Source organism: Nonomuraea aurantiaca (assembly GCF_020215705.1).
GTDB classification, from domain to species: domain Bacteria; phylum Actinomycetota; class Actinomycetes; order Streptosporangiales; family Streptosporangiaceae; genus Nonomuraea; species Nonomuraea aurantiaca.
Genome location: NZ_JAIWNB010000044.1, coordinates 46508 through 52507 on the forward strand (window position 1 = coordinate 46508; position 6000 = coordinate 52507).

Consider the following 6000-nt stretch of genomic DNA (forward strand, 5'->3'; position numbering starts at 1 on the left):
CCGTCCTGACTAGACCCGCCGAACCGAACTGCGCTCATCGCGGCCGGAGCCGGACGGCCCCGTGCTTTAAGGGCGTGACAGCACGTTCCACCACGTGACATCGCTGCACATTCCGGCAATGCCTCTCGCTCGCCGTCCGCAGACACGGAGATGGGGCGTGAAAACCGCTGGCCGGTGCTGGTTCGGCCGGTTGAACGGCCGTACATCCTGCCCCATCACCAGCGGCGCAGGCCAAGCGATCGGCCCGTTCAACGGCGGGTCGAGGACCCTGGCCTGTCCTGGCATACCCTCGGCGGCCACGTCCGCGGATCACGGCCCATACGGGGCGGCGGCCAGCGTCGACGTTCCCGGCGGCTACGATCGCGCCCGTCCGGCTCCCACATCACCAGCGGCTGACCGCTCCGGCGGCCCCGGCACTGACGGCTCCGGACGGGCGTGAGACAAAGCTCTCGATCAAAGGCGCGCTGTGCGATCGAAGGGGATCCGGCGCTATCACCGGCGTGGCACCTCGGCGATGCCTGGCCAGGTTGCCGCTATCAAGCCTGGCCGAAACCATAAATACATTCGCAACAGATTCTGCTAGTGACAGCTGCGACACAAGGAGGGGAAGATGCCCTTCCGTCACTAAATGTCCAGAGAGTGTCACGTATGCACGAATCTGTTGTCACGCTCCAGGAGCTCATCGACGACGACCAGTCGACCTCCCGCGCCATCAGTGAACAGCTTGAACAAGCCAAGACACAAGGCGTCATTCTGCTGAACACGGCATATCTCGGAGAGCAGCTCCGCATGCGGACCACGCGGTCCAGCCAGCTCGGCGACCTGATCGAGGAGTACACCGAGGCCAACAGGCTAGGGAAGTCGGCAGAGGCAGCGTACAAACTCATACTGATCCAATTTGCCGCGGCAATGATCATCGAGGCCAAGAATGCCCAGGCACGGAACGGTCTCGACTGAAACGTTTCGCAGCGGCCAAGCCGGTACGAGCCTGGCGCGTAAGTGGGCTGCACCCCCGAGGAGAGGTTACGCACTCGGACGAGATGCCAGGCCAGCCCGGCACCATGGCAGCCCCTCTCGGCCGACCTCCAGCCGGCGGTTCAGGTGAGCGAGCCGCAGGCTGGGTCCCCCTTAGGCGCGGCACCGCAGCGGAAGCGAGCCCCGGCCGTCCGGCTCTGCGTTCGGGGGGACAGAGCACGTGAGGAAACGTTCGTGCACGTCCGCCATGGGCCCCGTGGACGGCGCGGGGCGGGAGAGGGTGAGTCGCCATCGGGCCCGGGACGTGGATCAACGATGGGCGATCCACCAGATGATCATGCTTCCGGCAGTGGCGCATGAGGCGTAGCCGAGGCCGCGGCGAACAGGGCGGTGAGCGACAGGCGCCGTAGCGGCGACCATCGCACCCGCCCTACCGGCTCGGCGACTGGGGCGGGAGAGTGACGCCCGCCTACGTGGCTGCGGAGCAGGCGGGGAGATGCTGGACCAGGCGGCCGAGCGTCTCCTGGACGAGAGGTACGTGACGAACTACGTGGCCATCGCGGACGGCTGGATGCGGTTGCACGCGACGCGTCGCAGCCAGCGCGTTCATGGGCGACGGCCACTGACCAGCATCGGATCACTCTTCGGGATGGACGCCCAGATAGTCGCGGGCGGCTCCGCCCAGCTCGTCCGGCCGCACCACGACCTCGAGACCGCGGTCGCGGGTCCAGGTGGCGACCTCGCGCAGCGTATCGTCCACGTCAGTAGGGTTCTGGCCGTCGTGCTCGTTCGGCTCCCAGTCGCCGTTCGCCCACGCTTCCGCGTCGGCAGCGAACTGGCCAAGCATGTGGTCCCCACCGATCTGGAGGGTCCACGCCTGGTCGTTCATGACGATGACGAGGACGTCGGCCTTGGTCTCCAACAGCGTGACGGTGGTGTTGTAGCTGGTCATGGGTTGCTCCTGTGTGGTGTCGGGCAGTGCAGCGAGGTTGGAGCCGGGCAGGAACGCCTGAATGAGCGCGGTACGACCGAACGACACGCGGCCATCGCGGCGGCATGCGTTGATGGCGGCGTAGGCGTAGCCAGGAGCGGGACGGCCGGACAGGGCGGCGATCCACAGGCCGCTCTCGGGCATGCGGTCACGGGGGAGGTCGCTGTAGGTGCCGGTCGCCTTGTTCCACCTGCCGAGCTGGCCATACAGGGCAGTAATGCCGAACAGCCGGGAGTCGTATCCCGTCTCGACGGTGATGACGTCGTACCAGGCCGCCACCCGATCACGTACTACGGCGGCAGGCTCCTGCATGCCCCAGCGGATGGCAATCCTGCCTGCGCCGCTGGGCTTGAGGACCAGCAGGCACACGCGGCCGGACACATCCACGTTGGTAAGACCGCCGGCGTGGGGTTTGTTGAGGAGATCACCAAGCGGGAACTGCGGCCCGCCGAGCGTCCACCACATCACCATCTCACCGTCCACAGCGGTGACGTGGTGGTGGCGAGGGTGCTGCGCCAGAGTGGGGAGCGCGGCGCCGAACGCGATCGCGCAGTCCAGACATAGGAGTGCTTGCCCGCCCCTGCCGCTCTTTCCTGCGCTGGTGGGAGCAAGCGCCATGTCGCCGCTGCCGCGTCCTCCGAACGCGGCTGGTGGGATGTAGGCCGGGATCAGCCGGGCGAGCTGCGCGACCTGGCCGCAGGAAACGCACACGCCGCGCTTCCCAGAGTCGAGGCCGGCCCGCTGCGTGTCGTTCCAGAACGCGGCCAGGCCGGAGGTTTCGTGGATGAACCTGCCGCTGGCCCGTACTGCGGCCAGGTCGCCCTTCACCGCTCCGGGCGGCGGGTCGAGGGTGGCGAGCGCGCCGAGCGCCGCAGCCACATGTTCATCGTGGGCGGATTGGGCGTAGTCGGCCATCATCTTCAGCCATGCCGCACGGTAACGGCAGGTGAGGTAGTCGATGGTGTCGCAGGCCGGGCGTGGCCAGGCGCCGGAACCGGACCGGCGAACGTAGGGGACTTCCTCGGCCTGGCCGTATTTCTCCCACACAGGGGAGGTGGGGTCGGTGATGTCCAATAGCCAGGCGATGGTGCGGCGGCGCCACCCGTAGCGGAGGTTTTCCTGGCGGGCGTGGGCGGCGAGGTAGTGCAGCATCGTGGGGACTCCTTCGGCTGAGGGTCTCGAGCATGCGAAGTGGGCCGGACGCTAGGCAGGCGTGCGGCGCGCAGATCGTTTGAATGCTCAGCCCCGAGGAGCTGCCACTGGTCGGGCGAAGCCGACCATGCTCTCAAGATAGCGGAGCTCGCTGACATCGCGGCGGGCTCCAGAGTTTGGTTTACCGGACCACCACCATCACACCATCGGCGTCGACGGGCGGTGCTGACTCCACAAAATCCCTGTGCAAATCGCTGGTCCGTGTTCCCGATGCCGATAAAGGGGTGAGCGATCGTGATCGGCGGGCATAGCCTGGCACCCAGCCAAGGAAGGTTGAGATGAGCGGAGCCGAACCCGAGAAGCTGCGCTTCCCCGGGCATTTCTCGCACGCGTTCACCTATGGGGAGAGCGGCGCCGGAGTCTTTGGGATCGACGCGCTGCGCAGCCTGACCGACGGCATCGACCAGTTCCTGGCCGACCCCGATGGGCGGTGGACGCAGTACCGCTCCCTCGGGGCGGCCATGCTGGGCTGCGTTCCCTGGTTCGACGATCCGCAACTGCTCGACCGCGTCGTCAGGTTTCCTGCAGCGTGTGTGGTGGTCACCAAGCAGGAGCTGAGCAAACGAGGCCGGCCCGGCTTCGAGGCGTTAAAGCGCCACGCCGAGCGGGGGCCGGGGTTCCCCGCGTGGGCATTCAGCGCTCTGACCGACCTCGTCTCCCGATATGACGGTGACCTACCTGTGGTCGGCCCGGCATCGGCGCCCCTGCCCGGCGTACGTATTCAGAGCTTCAGGTCGATCGGCTTCCGCAAAGCGGGCGGTACACCCGTGCCCATCCTGCATGCCAAGATGTTCTTGCTCGGGCACCTGTGGTGGCATGACGAGCACCCTGAGGGCTTCGTCGCCGACGTCATGGGCTTCACCCCGAAGCGGCTCTGGCTCGGCAGCGCGAATGGCACCCGAAGCTCACGGCTCAGCCTCGACTTCGGCATCTGGATCGATGACCCCGGCTTGCTGCGCCACGCGCAGGAGTTCCTCGTCCGTGTGCTGCGCCACTCCGAAAGCATCGACCCAGACGACGACCTGTTCGACCCCGAGTTTGTCGACGTCGAATACGACGACGAGGCGTTCTGGGAGTACATCCGCGATCTCGAGCCTGCCGACAACGATCCTGACGAGGAGGTTCCCTCGGATTACCTAAGCGATCTTGGGCCCGGTCACGTCGATGCCGACGACGGATAGACGTTCGACCCGCATACTGCGGGGAGAGTCGAACACCGATCGCGGGGTATCGATGCCTGACGTCAGCTCAATCAACGTGCCAGAGCAGGCCGGCACCGAAGCCGTGGTCGCGCTCGCCGAGCACGGCCTGGCCGTCGGCGTCGCTGACCGCCACATGATCAGACTGCTCACCGAAAAGAGGCGCTGGTGACCCTCCGACGCCCGCTCACACCGAGCACCGCTCAGATCACGACCGCCGCGGTCGAGATCAAAACGCTGACCGTCAACGGCAAGCAGGTCACTCTCGCCGTCTTCCGTCAGCTCTACGAAGAACCCCTCTACGACCGGTTCACCTGGCAACCGGCCGGGATGCCTTGGTGCCGGGTCAACTATCACCCCGACAAATGCGCCGACGGACGCGAACACGAGCACGTCGTGTGGCAGCAGGACGACCAATTGCGGCGTGCCCGCATCGACCGGCCCCAGGGCCTGTGGAGCGCCCCTATCCTCGGCTACGACGATGACGCGGCGCTTTGCCTGATCACCGGCAACGTTTCCGGGGTTCAGATCGACCACGAAAACATCGAGTCGCTCGGCCGGCCGATCAACGCCGAACGCAGCCTGCACATCTCTCTCGACAGCGGCACCGGCACGATGACCGGCAAGCTCTGTATCGACGACAACAACCTGGCGCGTATGATCTGCCACCGAGAGCATCATGGAGGTCGTCAGCTGCTGCTGGACATGCACGCCGACCGCCATCCCAGTGAGCCCGACTGCGCCCAGGCCCGTCAAGCCGTCAACCAGCGCCTCAGGCAGTACACCGACTGGTTGGCCAAGGCCGCCGCCCGATGGAACGAAGTCCGATCACTTGATCAAGTGTTCATCGCCGTCTGAGCAGAACGCGGGCCAACGGGGACAAGGATCACTTCACCAAGGTCGGCCAAGTAGGAGCGACGCAGCGGCGGCCCGCTGCGGGTGACAACAGCGGCCTGGGCGCGGTGCTGGGGTTGACGTCGGCCAGCGGCACCGGGACGCGGGCGCCGCAAGCCGGGCGGCTCACGACGGCGGCTTCGCGAAGAGCGTGGTGCTTGGCTCGTAGCCAGGTGCTTCGACCGGGCGCATCATCATGACGTCACAGCCGCGGGTGTGGCGGGCCTGCGGCGTTCCAGAGCGGTGGTCGGGCAGCGGTCGGCGCGGTAGGCGGGACTGCGGGCGAGGTTGTCGGGGTGGGCGTAGGTTTGGGTGGTGCGCGGGTCGGCTCGGCCGAGCAGAGCGTGGATGAACGGCGAGTAGGTTCGCCGGCATCAACCGGGGCGGTGCCTCGCTGTGTCGGCTGCCGTGCGGGGTGAGCTCCTCGGGACTGTCAACGTTGACGGCACGCGCGTGCCGATGAGGTGAACGCAGAGCACGGAGCCGGGTAGAGCATAACGATGCCTCAACGCGACGATCATGATCGATACTGGTTTGATGGCACGAGGAGGATCCGACAGCGGAGGTCAGGAACCGGTAGGCATCGGTCTGGAGGCCCGCGGTGTCGGCGTACGGCCACCGGTGCAGAGCCTGGTACAGGTAATCGGGCTCTGTCGCTGATCTTGTGACGTCGTCAGTTCCGTTGCAGGATCCGCTTCCGGAGAAGGTCGAAGTTCGCCCGACCGTACC

General features: G+C 66.5%; 4 protein-coding genes. 3 read left to right on the forward strand and 1 reads right to left on the reverse strand.

Going from position 1 to position 6000, the window contains the following annotated elements:
- Nucleotides 1-648 precede the first annotated feature (648 nt).
- Nucleotides 649-957, forward strand: a complete 309-nt coding sequence (locus LDL49_RS51610; RefSeq protein ID WP_225302308.1) for a hypothetical protein — start codon at nt 649-651, stop codon at nt 955-957.
- A gap of 655 nt (nt 958-1612) precedes the next feature.
- On the opposite strand, the gene LDL49_RS51615 is transcribed toward LDL49_RS51610, so the two are convergent.
- On the reverse strand, nt 1613-3118 hold the full coding sequence (locus tag LDL49_RS51615) for a type I-C CRISPR-associated protein Cas8c/Csd1 (RefSeq protein ID WP_225302309.1): 1506 nt from the start codon (nt 3116-3118) through the stop codon (nt 1613-1615).
- 338 nt (nt 3119-3456) lie between these two features.
- Between LDL49_RS51615 and LDL49_RS51620 the strand changes: the two genes are divergently transcribed.
- Together LDL49_RS51620 and LDL49_RS51625 are read left to right on the forward strand one after the other, a co-directional pair.
- Entirely contained in the window at nt 3457-4359 is a 903-nt protein-coding gene (locus tag LDL49_RS51620) for a hypothetical protein (RefSeq protein ID WP_225302310.1), read from the forward strand.
- A gap of 186 nt (nt 4360-4545) precedes the next feature.
- Nucleotides 4546-5235, forward strand: a complete 690-nt coding sequence (locus LDL49_RS51625; RefSeq protein ID WP_225302311.1) for a hypothetical protein — start codon at nt 4546-4548, stop codon at nt 5233-5235.
- Nucleotides 5236-6000: the final 765 nt, after the last annotated feature.